This is a genomic window from Enterococcus sp. C65 (assembly GCF_040887165.1).
GTDB lineage: Bacteria > Bacillota > Bacilli > Lactobacillales > Enterococcaceae > Enterococcus_B > Enterococcus_B hirae.
In genome coordinates this window covers 185,965-205,386 of the sequence record NZ_JBFOFG010000002.1, presented here as the reverse complement: position 1 = coordinate 205,386, position 19,422 = coordinate 185,965, and the positions used below count along the sequence as shown (strand labels likewise).

17 protein-coding genes and 1 riboswitch are annotated in these 19,422 nt (G+C 36.3%); of the genes, 6 read left to right on the top strand and 11 right to left on the bottom strand.

Annotated elements, in window-relative coordinates:
* Window positions 1–327 precede the first annotated feature (327 nt).
* Window positions 328–1,245 (top strand): hypothetical protein, encoded by a 918-nt coding sequence (locus AB3I12_RS03080; RefSeq protein WP_063626434.1) that lies wholly within the window; start codon window positions 328–330, stop codon window positions 1,243–1,245.
* A gap of 199 nt (window positions 1,246–1,444) precedes the next feature.
* Here AB3I12_RS03080 and AB3I12_RS03075 read toward each other — a convergent pair whose 3' ends face one another.
* The 4 genes from AB3I12_RS03075 to rpsO all read right to left on the bottom strand — a co-directional run bounded on the left by AB3I12_RS03075 (window position 1,445) and on the right by rpsO (window position 6,633).
* Window positions 1,445–3,439, bottom strand: a complete 1,995-nt coding sequence (locus AB3I12_RS03075) for a KUP/HAK/KT family potassium transporter (protein WP_010736848.1) — start codon at window positions 3,437–3,439, stop codon at window positions 1,445–1,447.
* Between the two features lie 126 nt (window positions 3,440–3,565).
* Window positions 3,566–3,823: a GlsB/YeaQ/YmgE family stress response membrane protein gene (locus tag AB3I12_RS03070; RefSeq protein ID WP_010720351.1), complete on the bottom strand. Its 258-nt coding sequence runs from the start codon at window positions 3,821–3,823 to the stop codon at window positions 3,566–3,568.
* A 234-nt stretch (window positions 3,824–4,057) separates the two neighbouring features.
* The gene (pnp, locus tag AB3I12_RS03065) at window positions 4,058–6,181 is read right to left on the bottom strand and encodes a polyribonucleotide nucleotidyltransferase (protein ID WP_063626433.1); all 2,124 of its coding nucleotides are present in this window, start codon (window positions 6,179–6,181) and stop codon (window positions 4,058–4,060) included.
* A gap of 182 nt (window positions 6,182–6,363) precedes the next feature.
* Window positions 6,364–6,633 (bottom strand): 30S ribosomal protein S15, encoded by a 270-nt coding sequence (rpsO, locus tag AB3I12_RS03060; RefSeq protein ID WP_010720353.1) that lies wholly within the window; start codon window positions 6,631–6,633, stop codon window positions 6,364–6,366.
* Between the two features lie 248 nt (window positions 6,634–6,881).
* On the opposite strand from rpsO, the gene def reads away from it, so the two are divergent.
* Window positions 6,882–7,445: a peptide deformylase gene (gene def / locus AB3I12_RS03055; protein WP_368015502.1), complete on the top strand. Its 564-nt coding sequence runs from the start codon at window positions 6,882–6,884 to the stop codon at window positions 7,443–7,445.
* Window positions 7,446–7,589: 144 nt separating this feature from the next.
* Here def and AB3I12_RS03050 read toward each other — a convergent pair whose 3' ends face one another.
* From AB3I12_RS03050 to AB3I12_RS03020, 7 genes are all read right to left on the bottom strand, one after another.
* Complete coding sequence (locus AB3I12_RS03050) at window positions 7,590–8,666, bottom strand: hypothetical protein (RefSeq protein WP_231105527.1); 1,077 nt, start codon at window positions 8,664–8,666, stop codon at window positions 7,590–7,592.
* 67 nt (window positions 8,667–8,733) lie between these two features.
* On the bottom strand, window positions 8,734–9,024 hold the full coding sequence (locus AB3I12_RS03045) for a hypothetical protein (RefSeq protein ID WP_231105526.1): 291 nt from the start codon (window positions 9,022–9,024) through the stop codon (window positions 8,734–8,736).
* Between the two features lie 336 nt (window positions 9,025–9,360).
* Entirely contained in the window at window positions 9,361–10,311 is a 951-nt protein-coding gene (locus AB3I12_RS03040; RefSeq protein ID WP_063626432.1) for a hypothetical protein, read from the bottom strand.
* Between the two features lie 80 nt (window positions 10,312–10,391).
* Window positions 10,392–11,576 carry a hypothetical protein gene (locus tag AB3I12_RS03035; protein ID WP_063626431.1) on the bottom strand — a complete coding sequence of 395 codons (1,185 nt, stop codon included), beginning with the start codon at window positions 11,574–11,576 and terminating at the stop codon, window positions 10,392–10,394.
* Window positions 11,577–11,833: 257 nt separating this feature from the next.
* On the bottom strand, window positions 11,834–12,355 hold the full coding sequence (locus tag AB3I12_RS03030) for a transcription repressor NadR (RefSeq protein ID WP_034698694.1): 522 nt from the start codon (window positions 12,353–12,355) through the stop codon (window positions 11,834–11,836).
* The gene (locus AB3I12_RS03025) at window positions 12,348–13,202 is read right to left on the bottom strand and encodes a chorismate mutase (RefSeq protein ID WP_231105554.1); all 855 of its coding nucleotides are present in this window, start codon (window positions 13,200–13,202) and stop codon (window positions 12,348–12,350) included. The genes AB3I12_RS03030 and AB3I12_RS03025 overlap by 8 nt, the downstream gene beginning before the upstream one ends.
* Entirely contained in the window at window positions 13,189–13,914 is a 726-nt protein-coding gene (locus AB3I12_RS03020; protein WP_063626429.1) for an NAD-dependent protein deacylase, read from the bottom strand. The genes AB3I12_RS03025 and AB3I12_RS03020 overlap by 14 nt, the downstream gene beginning before the upstream one ends.
* A gap of 221 nt (window positions 13,915–14,135) precedes the next feature.
* Here AB3I12_RS03020 and AB3I12_RS03015 point away from each other — a divergent pair, with 221 nt between their 5' ends.
* From AB3I12_RS03015 to AB3I12_RS03000, 4 genes are all read left to right on the top strand, one after another.
* Window positions 14,136–14,438, top strand: coding sequence for a hypothetical protein (locus tag AB3I12_RS03015; protein ID WP_010736843.1), 303 nt, complete (start codon window positions 14,136–14,138; stop codon window positions 14,436–14,438).
* A gap of 325 nt (window positions 14,439–14,763) precedes the next feature.
* Window positions 14,764–14,938, top strand: a riboswitch (Lysine riboswitch).
* Between the two features lie 249 nt (window positions 14,939–15,187).
* Window positions 15,188–16,783, top strand: coding sequence for an ABC transporter permease subunit (locus tag AB3I12_RS03010; protein WP_063626428.1), 1,596 nt, complete (start codon window positions 15,188–15,190; stop codon window positions 16,781–16,783).
* A 12-nt stretch (window positions 16,784–16,795) separates the two neighbouring features.
* Window positions 16,796–17,536: an amino acid ABC transporter ATP-binding protein gene (locus tag AB3I12_RS03005; RefSeq protein WP_010720365.1), complete on the top strand. Its 741-nt coding sequence runs from the start codon at window positions 16,796–16,798 to the stop codon at window positions 17,534–17,536.
* 271 nt (window positions 17,537–17,807) lie between these two features.
* Window positions 17,808–19,163: an amino acid permease gene (locus AB3I12_RS03000; protein WP_034698690.1), complete on the top strand. Its 1,356-nt coding sequence runs from the start codon at window positions 17,808–17,810 to the stop codon at window positions 19,161–19,163.
* Window positions 19,164–19,422: the final 259 nt, after the last annotated feature.

Below are 19,422 nucleotides of genomic sequence, written 5' to 3'. Positions count from 1 at the left end.
TTAAAAAACAACTCCTTCGTCTTTTTAAACGATCGATTTTCTTCACATAAGGTCTCCTACTTTTGATTTTTCTTTTCATTTTTGCGATAACTATCTGATAAATACGATTGATAAATCAGTGATTAAATGTCATTTTTTTCTTTTACTTTCGCAATATTTGTCATTCTTAAATAAGAAGAGGCAACTTTTACTAGACTTTAGTGAACATCTTGCAAACTCTTGTTAAAAAACCAAAAAATTCTTATTAAAGAAAAAAAAAATCTCCTATATCCGAATCATTACTTTACAATGAATTTAAATAAAAAATAATTTAAGGGAGATCATTTTATGCCAAATAATGTGGATAAATCAAATGAAACGACCGATTTTTCATCCAACCAGGAATTACTAAACACAATTAACGCATGGAAGGCAATGCTTAAAGTTTACGGAAAAAACGAAACTTTAGAGACTTTAACTGCATTCAACTATAAAAATTCGGACATCAAATTGATTGCGGATAAGCTTCGGTTACCAAAACCAAGCAATCGAACATCTATGAAAAAGCTAGTTCTTCCTTCAAACAAAAGCACTACCGCCGAGGTGTTCATATCCAAAGATAGGTTACTAGATACTATCAACATATGGAATGCGATGCTTAAAGTTCATGGACCAACAGAAACTTTAGCTGCTCTAGCTACATTCGGCTATGGAAAAGCGGTCACCAAAATGATCACGACTAACCTTCAGTTACCAAAATCAATCAATCGAATAGCTGAAACAGAAAAAATAATTAACGCTTCTAAATCAAAGAAGTCAACCGATTTTTCATCCAACAAGGAGTTACTGAAAACTATTGACAATTTCAAAGAAATGCTTAACACAGGTGAATTAAGCAAAACCTTAGAATGTTTAGCTGAATTAAGCTATACGCCCATAAGTATCAAACTTATCATGGCTAACCTTGACTCGCCAGAAATAAAGGATCGAGAAACTATAACAAAAAAGATAATTGAAGCAAATCAAACAAATATTATAGCGAATTCCAACAAAAATAGAGACAAACTATCAAGTACCCAAAATGATCCACAAACACGAAACAATATGAAAGATTATATCTATAATACTTACATAAAACCAAATACAGTGGAAAATGACTTACATAATAAATCTTGCATAAAAAACTTGACAGAAAAAGCCATAAATAGTATTCCTAACGAGCCTTCAAGTAATACGGAAAAAGATAAAACCTCTCCACAACGTTAATCACTAAAAATAGTGGGACTGGGACATAAAGTTTACTCTTCGCTCTAAAAATGAATAAACGGTGTTCTAGAAGTAGCTCTATCGGAAATAAGCCGAAGAATTCCAAAAATATGAGAAACTATTTTCGGATTCTTCGGCTTATTTCTCAAAGCTAGACACTTCTGTCACAACCTCACGTAAATACTTTATTCGCTAAAGTTTAATTTTTCCGTTCTTTTAACCACGTTTTTCTTGTTACACCAATTAGTAATGGTACTGTTTCATGCTTTACTTCACTATACTCTAAACCAAACCAAGTTTCTGGCGTGGTCGCAATTTTTTTAATTGCAAGTTTTGCTTGCATGATTTGTCGTTCCCATTTGCTGAGAGTCGTCACATTTGAGATCACTTCATCAATCAAGATAAATTGGAAATCACCGACTTCTCTTCCCGGAGTTAACGAGTAAGTCTGCGGTTGTTTTGGTAATCTTCCTTGTTTCATCAAATCATGAATGATTTGACGAACATAGACATTGATTTCTTGTTGTACTCTGAATCCTAAGAAGAGATTCACTTGTACGACAAAATCAGTATCCATCATATCGATTTGGTATTCTTTCGTATAAGGTTCATCCGTCACTTCCACATGTACGAACCAATATACACGTGCTCTTTTTGGTCGTTTGTCCAGAATCGAGTAGACAAATTGTCTACCAACTTTTCCTTCGGCCATATCTGGTACTAAGAACACCACATTAGTTTGATAAAGTGGCAATGAGTGATCATCTCTTAATTCCGCTAATTGTGGAATGTAATCTTTTAATGCCACATCTTCCGCAGCAGACTCACGGATGATATTTCCTTGTTCCCAAATGAACATGACAGCTAAAATAATGATCGCCATCAACACCGCAACAAACCCTCCGTGGAAAAACTTCACGATACTTGAGATGAAAAAGATGATCTCGATCGCACCAAAAAAGAAAGACACAATCCAGGCGAACCATTTGGAATAGTTGCTTTGGATTAAATAGAAATAAAGAAGTACCGTCGTCATCAACATCGTGACAGTAATTGAAAGTCCATAGGCTGCTTCCATATGATGTGATGTTCGGAAAGTAACCACGATCAACGAACAAGCCAACCATAAAATCAAATTAACCGCGGGAATATACATCTGACCGATACTGTTTCCTGGATACATGATTTTCAAGCGTGGTAAGAGTTTTAACTTAATCGCCTCTGATACCAATGTAAATGATCCAGTAATCAAAGCCTGTGAAGCAATGACCGCAGCGATCGTAGCAAACCCAACGCCAATAATCAACCAACCTTTAGGTAACATTTGGAAAAATGGATTGAGATTATTGATTTGTTGCACCTCTTGATTTTGATAAATATTCAGTAACCAAGCCGCTTGTCCGAAGTAATTCAATACTAAGCAAAGTTTAACGTAAGGCCAACTTAAACGGATATTTAATTTCCCCACATGCCCCAAGTCAGAATACAATGCTTCCGCCCCTGTCGTAGCCAGAAAGATGTTTCCTAAAATAAAGAGACCTAATCGATTGTCTGGACTAAAAAGTAGGCGAATCGCGTAGTAGGGGTTCAACGCTCGGATCACCGTCCAGTCTTGGCTGAAATTTATTAAACCCATCACACCTAAAAAAGTAAACCATAAAAACATGATCGGACCAAACGCTTTTCCTACTATCTCGGTACCGAATCGTTGAACCATAAATAATACGAAAATGATGACTAATGTAATAATGACAATAATATTTTGATTGTTACCGAATCGATCAAAAAATTGTGGGATACCTCTTAACCCCTCGATTGCTGTCGTGACAGTCACCGCTGGGGTCAATACTCCATCAGCAAGTAGAGCAGCTCCACCGATCATTGCTGGTACGATCAAGTATTTACTCCCTTTCCTGACTAGTGTATATAAAGAAAAAATCCCACCCTCACCGTGGTTATCGGCATTTAACGCAATCACCACATACTTGATTGTGGTAAGTAATGTTAGTGTCCAAAAAATCAATGACACCGAACCAAGGACAAATTCAGGATTGATACCTCGTAGTCCTCCGTTATCTTCTACGATGGCCTTCATTACATATAGTGGACTCGTTCCAATATCTCCGTAAACTACGCCCATCGCAACTAATAGACCAGCCATTGAAATTTTTTTAGTGTTGTGTTTTGTTGTCAATTGTCCCCCTCTTTTCTACTTTCGTTCACTATCGTATTTTCTTCACAAATCATTGATCTTTTATTTCATGTGATTTACTTAACTAGAGACTCCTACGAAGTGTCAAATCATTATACAAGATTTCATTTAGTAATGTCGACGGATATAGTCTGCTAAAAATGAATACACACCGAGACAAAAAAGAGCTCCTAGCAATGAAGGGATGAGGTAGAATCCTTTGATCGAGGGACCTAATTCACCAAGAACAAATTCTCCTAACCAACTTCCTAAAAAGCCGATCACTACATTTCCAGTGACACCGCCAGGTACATCCTCATTTAAGATCAATCCAGCGAACAGACCTAAAACGCCACCAACGATCAAAGTCAGAAAAAAATAAAGCATCTCGTTCCCTCCTTAAAAAATACACCTTTATTTTACGTTATTTTGAAAATTAGACCAAAGATTATGAATAGCTTTTATCCAAGTAAACTTTCCATAGGGATTTTAGCTATAAAAAGAAGGAGTAAGACATTGTCTCACTCCTTCTTTTTCAATGTAGCAAAAACAAGTATTTTTCACTGGCGTAGGCATTTCACCCTTCAGATTACTCTTTTTGCTATTTTATCGTTTGAACGGTTATTTTGTTTCTTTTTCAGAACCATCTTCTGTTAACATCGCTTTTCTAGAAAGATTTACGCGACCTTGTTTGTCAATCTCAGTTACTTTGACAAGAACTTCATCACCCAATTTGACTACATCTTCTACTTTATTGACACGGTCATTTGAAAGTTGAGAGATGTGAACCAATCCGTCTTTTCCTTTGATCAAGTTAACGAAAGCACCAAATTTTTCAATACGAACTACTTTTCCTAGATAAACCTCACCGACTTTTACTTCTTTGGTTAAGTCTTCAATGATCTTGATTGCTTTTTGGATCATTTCTTTATCAGATGAAGCAATACTTACTTTACCATCTTGATCGATATCGATTTTCACACCAGTTTCTTCAATGATACCATTGATTGTGTCGCCACCTTTACCGATTACATCTTTGATCTTCGCAGGGTCGATTTGGATCATTTCGATTTTCGGTGCATATGGGCTTAATTCTTCACGAGGTGCTGCAATCGTTGAAGTCAATTCTTCTAAGATTTCCATACGTGCTTGTTTTGCTTGGGCTAGCGCTTCTTTTAGGATTTGTTCCGTAATCCCTTGGATCTTAATATCCATTTGTAGAGCAGTTATCCCGTCTTTAGTTCCAGCCACTTTAAAGTCCATATCTCCCAGATGATCTTCTAATCCTTGGATATCTGTTAAAATCGTATAGTTTTCGCCATCTGAAACAAGTCCCATTGCAATCCCTGCAACTGGTGCTTTGATTGGCACACCGGCATCCATCAATGCTAATGTCCCCGCACAGATACTTGCTTGTGAAGAAGAACCATTCGATTCTAAAACTTCTGCCACTAAACGGATTGTATAAGGAAAATCTTCTTCTGAAGGAATCACTTGTGCTAGCGCACGTTCGCCTAAAGCACCATGTCCGATTTCACGACGACCAGGTGACCCCGCACGCCCTGTTGAACCAACAGAAAATTGTGGGAAGTTGTAATGGTGGATAAATCGTTTGCTAACTTCTACTCCCAGTCCATCAATAATTTGGTGTTCACCTAGTGGCGCAAGGGTACAAGCAGATAATGCTTGAGTTTGTCCTCGAGTAAACAAACCTGAACCATGCACCCGTGGCAACAAGCTTACTTCTGAAGCTAGTGGACGGATTTCGTCCAATTTACGCCCATCAGGACGAATCTTGTCGATCGTGATCAATTCACGAACTACATCTTTTTCTAAGTCCTCAGTAATTTGTTTTACTTCTTTTAGTAATTGATCTTCCTCTTCATGCCCGATAAATTTTTCGGCATAAGCTTCACGAATATCGATTTTTACTTGTTCGATATTGTCTTCACGAGCTAGTTTTTCTTCTGTCATAACAGCCGTTTTCATCGTAGCATAAGAAGCATCAAAGATTTCTTTTTTCAAATCTGCATCTACTTGTAACAAAGAAACTTCCATTTTCTCTTTGCCGACAGCTTGGACGATTTCTTCTTGGAAAGCAACTAATTCTTTGATTGCATCAAAACCAAATAGTAATGCTCCAAGCATATCTTCTTCAGAAACTTCTTTCGCACCACTTTCAACCATGTTGATTGCTTGTTTTGTACCTGCAACACTTAATTCAATATCTGTTTGTTCCGCTTGTTCAACTGTTGGATTCAAGACATATTCGCCATTCACACGGCCGACTTCGACACCAGCAATTGGTCCATCAAATGGAATATCTGAAATTGATAATGCTAAAGAAGAACCTAGCATTGCAGCCATCGCAGGTGAACAATCTGTTTCAACACTCATCACGATGTTGGTTACTTGAACTTCGTTACGGAAGCCATCCGCAAACATTGGGCGGATCGGACGGTCGATCAAGCGAGCCGTTAAAGTTGCTTCTGTACTTGGACGACCTTCACGCTTGATAAATCCTCCAGGAATTTTACCGGCAGCATACATCTTTTCTTCATAGTTGATCGTCAACGGGAAGAAGTCAGTATCTTTTGCTTCTTTTGAAGCAACTGCCGCACTTAAAACTACAGTATCTCCATAGCGAACTAAAACTGCTCCGTTCGCTTGTTTTGCTAATTGACCGACTTCGATTTGTAAGGGACGGCCTCCCCATGTCGTTTTGAATATTTGTTTTTCTGACATAATTACTCCTTTTCTTTCTCGTGAAAGCAAGACGCTACTAAACAAATGAAAACCGCCAAACGTCGCTTATCCAGCTTTCATTTGGTTAGTAGGAGTCTATCATGCTTTTTTCGAGAATGGTTGTATTAGGTATTACAGTAAAAAAAGTGAGATTCATTTGAACCCCACTCTTTTTGTCAAAATTAACGGCGTAGACCTAAGCGTTTGATCAATTCGCGGTAACGTTGTACATCAGTCTTACGTAGGTAAGCTAACAAGTTACGACGGTGACCAACTTTTTTCATTAGGCCACGGTATGAATGATGATCTTTTTTATGCATACGTGCATGTTCATTCAAGTGGTTGATTTCTTCCGTTAATACAGCGATTTGTACTTCTGGAGAACCAGTATCCCCTTCATGGCGTGCATAGTCTTTGATGATTTCATTTTTACGTTCTTTTGAAATTGCCATTTCTTTCACCTCTTTCGATTATTCCCCTGTGACTGAGTAAAACGTTGGTGATTCGCTTAACCAAGTAACAGGCGATATGCCTTACGCATACAGCTATACTTTACCTGAATCTACGGGAGAAATCAAGTGAAGAATCATTAAGAAAATTTAGTTTTTAAACAAACTTTCTCCTACTTTTTAAATTTTATGTTAAACTATAATGCGAAAATAGACGTGTAACTGTCTAAAAAGAAAGGGGTACATATTCCATGATCACAATGGATAATGTCATCCGTGAAGGAAATCCTACTTTGCGGGAAGTAGCTGAAGAAGTTGCTCTCCCATTAAGCAAAGAAAATATCGACCTAGGAAAAGAAATGCTCGAATTCCTGAAAAATAGCCAAGATCCAATCAAAGCGGAAGAATTAAACTTACGTGGAGGGGTTGGTTTAGCTGCTCCTCAACTAGATATTTCTAAACGCATCATTGCTGTACACGTGCCAAGCCCTGATCCAGAAGTAACAGAACCCACGCTAAGTACGGTAATGTATAATCCAAAAATCCTTAGTCACTCAGTTCAAGATGCTTGCCTTGGCGAAGGAGAAGGCTGTTTATCTGTTGACCGAGAAGTACCTGGCTACGTAGTCCGCCACGCTAAGATCACGGTTTCTTATACAGATATGAATGGCGAGAAACATAAAATCCGCTTGAAAAATTATGAGGCAATCGTTGTCCAACACGAAATTGATCATATCAACGGCGTGATGTTCTACGACCATATCAACGAAAAGAATCCATTTGCCCTTAAAGAAGGCGTATTGGTGATTGAATAAAAATGATTGAAAGTTGTATTTCAATCTAAATGACTCGTAAGAAATTGAACTAAAAAGCAACATCTTCGGAAATCGCTACTCATTTTTTCGAAGATGTTGCTTTTTGACGTGGGGAGCCCCACTCCTTTTTTATATTACTAAGAATCAGCGATGTGTTCGTTGTTCATTAAACTGGTTTCTGTTTTTACTATGTCCATTTTCTCCCACTTTTTCTTCTTGTCGTTTAAGTTTACTCCCCTCTCTAGTTATGCATTCTACTATCTTTTTCTGCCCTTGTTTCTCTGGAGCTGGGCTTAACGTCAGATTCTTTTCCACCTTCGTTAGGTCTATCTTGTTTGTTTTTGCCCAACGTTCTATTTCATCGATCATTTTCATCCATTTGTCTAACTGTTTTTCTCCATTCTGTTGCGTATAGCATTGATTCTCTCGCCGAGCACGAAGTTGCTGAGTCAAGATTTTTAATTGATCTTTGCGTTCTCCTATTAGCTCATCTTTTTGCATTAATTGATTTTTAGTAATTTCTGTCTCTAATTCAGAATTTGATACTTTTAATTTATTGATTCCAACTTTAATTTTTTCAATTTGACCTTCTATTTTTTTTAATACATGTACTATTTCTGGAGTAGTTTTGCATTTTATATTTTCAATTATTGTTTCTGCTTCAGATCGTAACGCAAGATCTTTCTCGCATCTTTTTCTAGCCATCAAATTAAAGAGTGTGGCATTATTACTCGGCAATTGTTTTATTTTATCCTCAACTGTATTTTTATCATATAGATAAGGTTGTATCAGAACAGCCTGCGACTTGTATATTTCCACCACGAAACTTTTCCACTTCTCTAATTCTTTTTTTGCAGAATATGGGGGCCGCCAGTCAAATTCAGAAGAGTTTAATTCGATTTCTTGTAGTTTTGTTTGTATTTTAACTATTCGTTCTGCCACTGCTCTTAAAAACGCATTTATTTCTGAAACAGGTCGTTGATTTATCTCAAATTGTAGCTTATCTGCTTGTGCTCTAAATTCTAGATCCTCTTGACAAATGGTAAGATTTTTTTTTAAGAGATTCTTTGTACGCTCACTTCTATCGAAAAACGATCCCCAGTGGTCATCGATCCAACTGATCGTTTGTTCAACAGTTCTTTGTTCGTATAAAAAGGGGGATTCTATTATATTTCTTTTCCGCTTTTCCAACATTTCAATACTCTTTAATTCAGATAGCAACTTTATTGTACTCCTTCCAAAAACTAGTTTGTTGTTCCAGTACTTTATCTCCAGAATTCTTTGTCTTTCATTCGATGATTCGCTGTTCTGCTATATTTGCATATTCAGCAAGCTTTTCTTTCGATAGATAACTAATATCTTTCTGTACATAATTTTTCATAGACAAGCGTTGAGATTGTTCTTTTATTAGCTTAGATTGAGGATCCTCCGATTTATTTAGGAGGCTTATTTCAGTCTGATTTTTATTTGAACATGCATTGAATGTTGCTATTCGTAAGTTAGCTTGCTTTAAATTTACGCTAATTTCATCATCCAAAAAGCGAATCACGTTTCCAAACTGATAGATCCATCCTATCATGCGCTTCAACTCCTATATTTTATTTATGTCACGAATACTTCTGTAAAAAAGTAGAATCAAAAAATAAATTCAGCTGCAAAACTTCCTATTGTCCCATTTTACTTAAAAAATGAAACTAGTTTCTTCCTTCTTTTCCCAAAAAATAAAATAACTGGTACGATTCGTAAATGGATAAATCATACCAGTTATTTATTATTTAATGTTCTTATATATTCAGCCCAGGCAACTCTTTTCCTCGCTAAGCCGTTCTTTGTTTCATTAGTTTCAAGTACGTAAACTCTTGTACTACAATATTATTCTCTTAGTGTAACGATCTTACCTTAACCATTTCAGATATCATGACCGACTTTGATCCGGTTGGCCTACTTGTTGCATTATCTTGGACTTCTTTGGATCTGGTTCTGCTTTTTGTGGTGAAGAGTTTGCCCTTTTAGATAAAGGATTTTGACTTGTATTTTTTACCTGTTGTACCTCTTCCATGCTTTTTAATGTCTGTTGTGGTTGTTTTTTTAATTCGTTGATTTTTCCAATAGTTTCCTCAATAGCATACTTCTTATTTTTTAATAACTTAATCGATAGTACCATTGCGGAAGTATGTGTGCTTACATCTTTTTCGTATTTTTGAACGAATTGATTCGCCTCAAAATTTTCTTCTAATTTTTGATTGATTAAAGACGAAACGGGGTTTTCGATTCCACTTGCCTTGTCTGATTCATTGAATTCTTTGCTCATTTCCTCAATAAGCTGATTCTTCTGATTTTTTACGTACTCACTCACTTTTTTTCCTGATTCTGTCAGTTCCTTTCCTTGAGTTTCTCGAATCACTTCGTCAAATATGAAAATTTCTCCTATCTTTTGTTTGAGTAAAGACGTATTTTCAATTCCACTTGGTTCTATTGGATTATTTGGTGAATTTACTTCTTTTTTGTCCTTATTTTTTGACCTTCTCATTAGTTTATTGAACATTACCTTTAGCAATGAAGGCTTTTTATTTGTATTTCTTACCTTTTTCATTTCTTTCATGTTACTTGATGCCTGTTGTGTTTGTTCTTTTTTTGATTCGTTGAGGTTTCTGCTATTTTCCTTAATATACTGTTCCTTTCGATTTATTAAGATCGCAATCAGTGATTCTCCTGATCTTATCAGTTCCTTTGTTCTTACCATTTCTTGAGTTTCTCGAATCACTTCGTCAAATATAAAAATTCCTTCTATGTTTTCTTGGATGTTTGCTGTGACTTTAGCCTTTTCACTATCTCCTTGAACTGTTTCGCTAGTTGATTTATCCATTTGTTTTAGCTCCTTTACTTTAGTATGTAGAAAAATAGTACCTGAATAATTCATATTCAATGTTATTGCAACTTATATTACTATCTTGACTTCTTTTGATCTGGTTCTGCTTTTTGTGGTGAAGAGTTTGCCCTTTTAGATAAAGGATTTTGTCTTGTGTTTTTTACCTTTTGTATTTCTTTCATGCTTCTTAATGTCTGTTTTGATTGTTCTTTTGTTAATTTGTTGAATTCTTCGCTAACTTCCTTAATTAATTGATCCATAAGCTTATCCTTCGAATTTTCTAAGTTCTCAATCATTGATTTCTTTGACTTACTATCTATTTCTGTTGTGTCATGTATTTCCAGAATACGCTTGTTCAATAGGAAAGTTTCTTCTAACTTTTGATTGATGAAAGTCGGAATTGGGTTGACTATTCCACTTGTTTTGTTTAACTCGTTGAATTTGTTACTAATTTCCTCAATATTCTGATTCTTCTGGTTTTTAAAGTATGTAACGCGGTCAAATCTTGATTTATTTAATACTTGTTCTCCTTTTTGTCCTATTGCTTGAATTCCCCATTGTGAAGTGAAAATTTCTTCTATTTTTTGCTGGATAAAAGGCATATTTGTATTTACTGTCCCACTTGTTTTCAGTAGATTATTTGGTGAATTTACTTCTTTTTGGTCTTTCACTTCTGCGTTTTCTTGGATGTTTGCTGTGACTTCAGCCTTTTCATCATTGCCTTGAACTGTTTCGCTAATTGATTTATCCATTCTTAGTTCGTTGAATTCTTCACTAACTTTCTTAATTAATTGATCCATAAGCTTATCCTTCGAATTTTCTAAGTTCTCAATCATTGATTTCTTTGACTTACTATCTATTTCTGTTGTGTCATGTATTTCCAGAATACGCTTGTTCAATAGGAAAGTTTCTTCTAACTTTTGATTGATGAAAGTCGGAATTGGATTGACTATTCCACTTGTTTTGTTTAACTCGTTGAATTTGTTACTAATTTCCTCAATATTCTGATTCTGATTTTTTTTACAGAGGCTAATGAAGCTTTGTTTTGCTGCTAATTCTTGTACAAATCTTTGTTCTAATTTTTGTCCTACTTCTTGAATTCCCCATTGTAAAGTGAAAATTTCTTCTATTTTTTGCTGGATAAAAGGCATATTGGAATTTACTTCTTTTTGGTCTTTCACTTCTGCGTTTTCTTGGATGTTTGCTGTGACTTTAGCCTTTTCCCCATTACCTTGAACTGTTTTGCTAGTGAATTTATCCATTTGGTTTAACTCCTTTACTTTAGTATGTATTAAAAACATCTATTGCTAAACTTGGTTCCCACTATTTTTTTATTATGTAGAAGAATAGTGCTTGAATTATTCATATTCCGTATTATTGTAATTTATAAATAAAATAGTCGAACACTTATTTTTTCAAAAAAATAAAATAACTGGTACGATTCATAAATGGACAAATCATACCAGTTATTTATTATTTAATGTTCTTATATATTCATCCCAGACTACTCTGCTCTTCATTAGCCTTCGTAGAGAATTCCTGCTTTTATCAACTGTTGCTTAATCGTCCTCAACACATTAGTATCTGGATAACGGATGGTATGCAGATGAATCCCATCGGTCAGCTCAGATAACAACGTAGCATTACTTTTTTTATAGCGTTTCATAAACAATTCAATTTCTTGAGTTGTTTGGATATGAAGCATGCCTGTCAACTCACCATATAAGGGATGTTCTACAATGACATCTAAAACTTCGCCACCAGCTTCAACGATCAAGCGTAACTCTTCTTCTGTTTGCTCACGACCATGTTGGACAGCAATCTTGCTCACTAAGCCGTTCTGTGTTTCATTGGTTTCAAGAACGTAACCCCTTGCCGTTGCAATAATAGTCGCACCTGATGCTCTCAACAACGCAATATCTCCGACAATGATTTGACGGCTCACTTGAAAACGTGAAGCGAATTTGCTGGCACTGACCGGTTTTTCTTCATTTGCCAGGGTATGCAGAATCTCTTTGCGCCGTGCTTCTCCATCAATCATCCACTTTCTCCCCATTCAATTCATTTTGATAATCACGAGAATGTTTCATAAGATCGATATATGTCGCTGTGATCGTTTCTTTATATTTCGTATTTTCTAACCGACTAGCGATTTTTTCTAATACTTCTTGCTCCCTTTTTTCGTCATAGACTGCTTTTTTCGTTGCTTGTTTGGCTTCGCCAATTTTCGTTACCGTGTCCATACGTTTTTCTAGTAATTTGACGATTTGTTGATCAATCTGATCGATTGTTTGACGTAAGTCTTCAAGTTTTTCTGGTTGTTGATCTTCTAATATTTTTTTGATTACTCGAGCAGGATTGCCTGCAATCACTACATTATCAGGAAAAGATTTAGTTACAACAGAACCCGCTCCAACTACGACATTGTTTCCTAACGTAACACCTGGCGTAACGATCACACCACCACCAAGCCAGACATTATGACCAATTTTGATTGGTTTCGCATATTCTAAGCCACTATTTCTTTTCACTGGATGAAGTGGATGAGTGGCTGTATAAAGTTGAACATTTGGCGCAAACATGCAATTGTCGCCGATTTCGATCGTACTTACATCTAAAAATGTACAGTTGTAGTTCGCATAGAAGTTTTCACCTACACAAATATTGTAACCATAATCAAAATTGATCGTTGGCTCCATGTAGATTTTTTCTCCCGTTTTTCCAAAGGTTTCTTTTAGTAATTGAGAACGTAGCTCTGCTGTTTCTGCTTGGTTGATGATCGTACTTTGGCTTCTTGCGTATTGACGATCCGCTACCAATTCCGGATCATTAGCAAAATATAATTCGCCAGCAATCATTTTTTCTTTTTCTGTTCTAATGGTCATAATTTGCTCCTTTTGATAATTTTTCAAATACTATAGCACCGTCCGTTTGCAGAAAATCATATTCTTGGTCTAACTGGATTGGCTCTTGGTTGATTACTAAGATTTGAGACTTCGTATTACGAAATTGGATTAAGTCACAAAACGGGTGTACTTGAAAACTCGTTCCGACGATGACGATCAACTCTGCTTGTTGAACAGCCGATGTTGCTCGCTCTATGACTTCATCATTAAATCCCTCCCCATACAACACGATATCTGGTCGAATTTGTCCCCCACATGTTGCATGTTGATCTGTTTGTAAATAGGTTTCCCAAGAAACGGTGTTCCCACATTTCCTACAATAGCAATGATAAAGATTTCCGTGAAAATTCACAAGTTTTGGACTTCCCGCTTTTTCATGTAATCCATCGATATTTTGGGAAACTACCCAAACTTGCTTTTTTGAGGCTAACTTTGTCATTTCTAAGTGAATAATATTTGGTCTTGCTGTTGGATGATAGATTTTTTTCACAAATGAATAAAATTTTTGTGGCTCATTGTTCATTGCTTCATGACTTAGAAGGTATTCGGGTTGTTCCAATCCATGATAGATTCCTTTTAACGATCGATAGTCGGGAATACCAGAAGGCGTTGATACCCCAGCGCCAGTTAGGAAAGTGATTTTTGAACTAGTGGCTATTGTTGCTACCGCTTCTTCAACGGTTACTTTTTTCATTTCCTTTCACCTCTCTCTTATTATACATCTATCTTTCGTTTATTGATTGATCGTACTTTTTATTCAAACGATTTCATTTTTTGAGAAACATCTCACAATATAGACTGACAAACCAATGAAAACGTGCTACAATACTGCTAGATTCTTCGGTATGATCATCACTATTGCTATCTAATAGTACGATAAACCAAGCATATAGAACAAAAGTGAGGTGAGTTGGTATGGTACCATCCATTATTTACTGGGGCGTGATTTTAGCTTGTATCGCCTGGTTAGCATTAAGTATTTATTTTTCAATTTTTTACCTTGCTCGTAAAGAAAATGGAAATCTTTGGGCATTTGCATTTTTCAATGTACTTGCTGCGATCGTTTTAGCGATTACCTTAGTTATTTTCCGAACATGGGGTTGGGGAATCACTCAATATTCAAGTCTGATTTATCTAATATTGGCTATTTATGGCGTAACGATTATTCTTCAAGCAATCTTAGGTCGTGAAAAAAAAGTAGTTAGTAAAACAGCATAATAAACAGAAAGCCAGGATCGAAAATGATTGATCGGGTCAGCTATTGCTAAGCAGCTCATCTTTTCGACTGCTTTATTTTATATAATAAGTAGGAATTAGGACACTTAAATAGATTCGTGTCCTAATTTTTATTTATTTAATGAATAATTATTCTTTTACAACTCTCGCTCTTTTTGAATATCATTTTTCTTATTTTTTGTATAATTATAGAAATTTTCTATAGCTATCAATACTTCACAAGAAAACTTCTGTTATAGATTGACAAAGTGCTTTGTCTATCGTAAACTATTTTTTGTATAAATAACTGAATACGAGATACCTCAATCAATGAGGTAGAGGTCGCGAGAATCATTAACCCTGTGGAGTGAAGCAAACACCGTGAAGCAGGACTAGGGAAGATCGCCGAAATGTACTCTTCTTTGCTTGAAGTTTACGTTGGGACACAAGTTAAGAGCTTGTGGACTGTCTTAGCAGTGATGCTAAGTTGCGCTATGTTTTGTGAGAGGTTTATCACTTTTGTGAAATGTTAGCGACCCTTTTATATTCTTGAAGCGGTCGTTTTTTATTTCTCCTGATAAGCTACTGCAACGCATTTGTTTAACCGCTCGTAAAAAAATTATGCGTAAACAGTTAATTTGATAAGTACGTCTATCTGACAGTAAAATTAAGTTAGCTGAAGCGGAACTTCGCCCGTTTCATTCCTGATGAAATCGTCGAGCCGTATGTGTAAAAAGAAAAGGAGAAAGATTATGAAAAAAAGTTCAGTTACACTTACCCTATTGATGGCATTTATTTTTTCATTCTTCCCTGTAGGAAGTTTCGTGAATGCCGATGAGAAAACACCAACAGATGAGTTCCGTGTAGGTATGGAAGCGGGGTATGCCCCTTTCAACTGGTCACAGCAAACAGATGCCCACAACGCTGTACCGATCCAAGGTCAAAAAAGCTATGCTGGTGGTTATGATGTCCAAATTGCCAAAAAAGTTGCGGATGGATTAGGGAAAAAATTAGTCATCATGCAAACCAAATGGGATGGATTAGCCCCTGCGTTACAATCTGGCAAAATCGATGCGATTATTGCTGGGATGAGCCCCACAGCAGAACGTAAAAAAGAAATTGATTTTACCGATCCTTATTATGAATCACAACTTGTTGTAGTCGTCAAAAAAGATAGTAAATATGCCAATGCAAAAAGTTTGGCGGATCTATCAAATGCTAAGATTACTGCTCAATTGAATACTTTCCATTATAATGTCATCGATCAAATTCCTGATGTGCAAAAGCAACAAGCAATGGATAACTTCTCTGCGATGCGTACCGCTCTTGCTTCAGGTATGATTGATGGTTATGTCAGCGAACGACCTGAAGGGGTAACAGCAACTAGCGTCAATAAAGATTTAAAAATGTTAGAATTTACTGGTCAGAATGGTTTTCAAACAAATCCTGAAGATGTCCAAATCGCTATTGGAATGCGTAAAGGTGACCCAGATATCCAAAAAGTTAACCAAATTCTTAGCGGTATCTCTCAAAAAGAACGTACAGAAATTATGGATCAAGCAATCAAAGATCAACCCGCTTCAACAAATACAGAGGGAGAAAAAGCTGGTTTGTTCACTGATTTCAAAACGATTTGGGATCAATATGGGAATATGTTCCTTCGTGGTGCAGGACTTACGTTATTTATTGCATTGATTGGGACAGTTATTGGAACTACCTTAGGCTTGTTGATCGGTGTTTTCCGTTCTATTCCTGAGTCTGACAATGCCGTGACACGTTTCTTCCAAAAGTTAGCAAATTTACTACTATCGATTTATATTGAAATATTCCGTGGAACACCAATGATGGTTCAAGCTATGGTCGTCTTTTACGGATTAGCATTAGCCTTTGGAATCTCCCTTGATCGTACGATTGCTGCCTTATTCATTGTATCGATCAATACCGGTGCTTATATGACTGAAATCGTCCGTGGTGGTATTTTCGCTGTCGATGAAGGACAATTTGAAGCAGCGCAAGCAATTGGTATGACACATGGACAAACAATGCGAAAAGTAGTTGTTCCTCAGGTCTTACGTAACATCTTACCTGCGACCGGGAATGAATTTGTTATCAATATCAAAGATACAGCAGTCTTAAGTGTTATTGGTGTAGCTGATCTATTCTTCCAAGGAAACTCTGCTGCAGGAGCAAACTTCCAATTCTTCCAAACATTTACAATCGTAGGTATCATTTACTTGGTTATGACCTTTACGATTACCAGAATCTTGCGTGTAGTGGAGAAAAAAATCGATGGTCCTTCAGCCTATACAAAAATTGAAGAAGTTGACAACGCCAACTTGCAGGAATAAGGAGGAAGAATCATGAGTGAAGAAATCATTAAAATCAATCATTTAAGAAAAAGCTTTGGTGAAAATGAAGTATTAAAAGACATCAGCATGGATATCCATAAAGGTGAAGTTGTAACCATCATTGGTTCTTCTGGCTCTGGTAAATCAACTTTCTTACGCTGCATCAACCTTTTAGAAAAACCTACTGGTGGCGAAATTATGTATAATGGCGAAAATATTCTTGCGCCAAAATATAACTTGCCTAAATATCGAACAAATGTCGGAATGGTATTCCAATCGTTCAATCTTTTCAATAACATGAATGTCTTAGAAAACTGTATGTCTGGTCAGACGACTGTCTTAAAAAGAAACAAAGACGAAGCTCGTAAAGTCGCTCTTGAAAATCTAGAAAAAGTTGGAATGGAACGTTATATTGAAGCCAAACCTTCTCAATTATCAGGCGGTCAAAAACAACGTGTGGCAATCGCTAGAGCCCTCTCAATGGACCCAGATGTAATGTTATTTGATGAACCAACATCAGCACTTGATCCTGAGATGGTCGGAGAAGTATTGAATACCATTCAAGACCTAGCTCACACTGGTTTAACGATGATTATCGTGACACATGAAATGGAATTTGCAAAAGATGTTTCTGATCGTGTCATCTTCATGGATAAAGGTGTTGTTGCTGAAGAAGGAACCTCTGATGATATTTTTGTTCATCCAAAAGAAGAACGTACCAAAGAGTTTTTATCACGTATCTTAAAAAAATAGAAGAAAGCCTTTATCCGAAACGACAGGTTCGTTTTGATAAAGGCTTTTCCTTTTTTGGGAAATGATTCACTATTTTCTCATGTTTATCTGCAATCTATTTGAACACCATTCATTAATTCATCAGTCGATCAGCCCTCTCTTCTTAGATTGATTGGTCTGATTGCATTTGTTTGAAAATGAATTTTTGAATATTTTCTGAATTAAGTTGTAATTTTTAGAAAATTCTATTAATATAGAAATTATCAAATTTTTTAGTTAGGATGATTAAACAATGGTTGAAGAGCAACAAGAACTACAGCGTGGACTTAAGAATAGACACGTTCAATTGATTTCGATTGGTGGTGCGATCGGAACAGGTCTTTTCTTAGGAGCAGGAAAAACGATTCAATTAGCTGGTCCCTCTATTTTACTGGCTTATCTTATTACCGGGTGCGTTTGCTTCTTTATTATGCGTGCCTTAGGTGAACTTTTATTATCTAATACAAATAATCATTCATTTCTTGATTTTGTTGCAGAATATCTTGGAAAAAAAGTTGCTTTCGTAACAGGTTGGACTTATTGGTTTTGTTGGGTTGCGATCGCTATGGCGGATTTGACAGCGATCGGGATGTATGTCCGTTACTGGGTTCCAGGAGTCCCACAATGGCTTCCTGAATTGATCGCTCTGATTTTACTGCTTGGTTTAAACATGGTGGCTGTTTCACTATTTGGTGAATTAGAATTTTGGTTTGCTTTGATCAAAGTCGTTTCCATTATTGCATTTATTATCGTTGGTATTTACATGATTCTTACCCATTACAAAACAAGTGCTGGACCTGCTAGTATCACCAATCTCTGGTCACATGGCGGCTTTTTCCCAACTGGTACGAAAGGATTCATTCTTTCCTTTCAGATGGTCACATTTGCCTTTACAGGAATCGAATTAGTCGGTTTGGTTGCTGGTGAGACCAAAAACCCTGAAAAAGTCTTACCCGAAGCTATCAATAATATTCCTATTCGAATCATTCTTTTTTACCTTGGTTCTTTGTTCGTTATCATGTCTATCTATCCTTGGAATAGCTTAGATGCGAACAACAGCCCATTTGTCGAAGTGTTTTCAGAAATTGGGATCACCATAGCCGCATCTTTGATTAATTTAGTCGTATTGAGTGCTGCGGCTTCTGCTTGTAACAGCGCGATCTACAGTACAGGACGTATGTTACGCTCTCTTTCACAAGAAGGTAGCGCGCCTAAAAAATTCCGTCAGTTGACTTCTCACCGTGTACCAGGAAATGCGTTAGTTTTTTCAACTATTGTGATTTTTATTTCCGTTATCCTAAATTATGTGATGCCTAGTGAAGTATTTACACTCGTCAGCAGTATTGCGACTACTTGCTTTTTATTTATCTGGGGAATACTCGTTTACACTCACTTAAAATATCGTAAAAGTATGTTAGGTAAAAAAGAGCATACGTTCAAAATGCCTTTTTATCCTTATAGTAATTTTCTTGTTTTTGCCTACATGATTTTCATTTGTCTAGTTTTATTTCTTGGCAAAGACACACGTATTGCTTTACTCTTAACTCCTGTTTGGTTTATTGGGTTATTGATCATTTATCGAATGAAATACGAGAAACAATCACTTTGAAATACAGACAACAATCCATACTAAAAAAAAATAGATTGATAAAAGTATGTTAGGACTCTCTTTTTTATAAGCCGCAAAAAATCTTTAGAATATGAAATTGAGACAAAAGTGTTTCGCATCAAGAATAAGAAGGAATTTCCGAAGATGCCACTTTTGTCTCACCATTTATTCGGTTTTAGAGCTTCTAGAAGCGACTGAGGCAAGTTTTGGCTCAGCCTCCAGATTTTTTGGTCAATTACTTATAGAACATCTCCCCTTC